Source organism: Neisseria sp. HMSC055H02, from assembly GCF_001813335.1.
In the GTDB taxonomy this organism is placed as follows: Bacteria; Pseudomonadota; Gammaproteobacteria; order Burkholderiales; family Neisseriaceae; genus Neisseria; species Neisseria sicca_C.
Window position 1 is genome coordinate 1 of sequence record NZ_KV812055.1, and the last position, 329, is coordinate 329.

At 51.7% G+C, this 329-nt stretch carries 1 protein-coding gene; it reads left to right on the forward strand.

What is annotated here, in order from left to right; translation table 11 throughout:
• On the forward strand, nucleotides 1–329 hold a 329-nt coding region (locus HMPREF2907_RS00155), incomplete at both ends, for a polymorphic toxin-type HINT domain-containing protein (RefSeq protein ID WP_318258959.1).

The window sequence follows — 329 nt, forward strand, 5'->3', positions numbered from 1 at the left end:
GCCAAGGACGAGGCAAGCGGGGAAACGGGATACAAACCCGTTACCGCCCAATACGGCAATCCGTATCAAGAAACCGTTTACATTGAAGTTTCAGACGGCCTCGGTAAAATACAGACCCTCGTTTCCAACCGTATCCACCCGTTTTATTCGGACGGCAAATGGATTAAAGCGGAAGATTTGAAAGCGGGAAGCAGGCTGTTTGCCGAAAACGGTGCAGAGCAGACCGTTCAAAGCGTTACCGTCAAACCGGAACCGCTGCAAGCCTACAATCTGACCGTTGCCGACTGGCATACTTACTTCGTCAAGGGTGATAAGGCGGAAACGGAAGG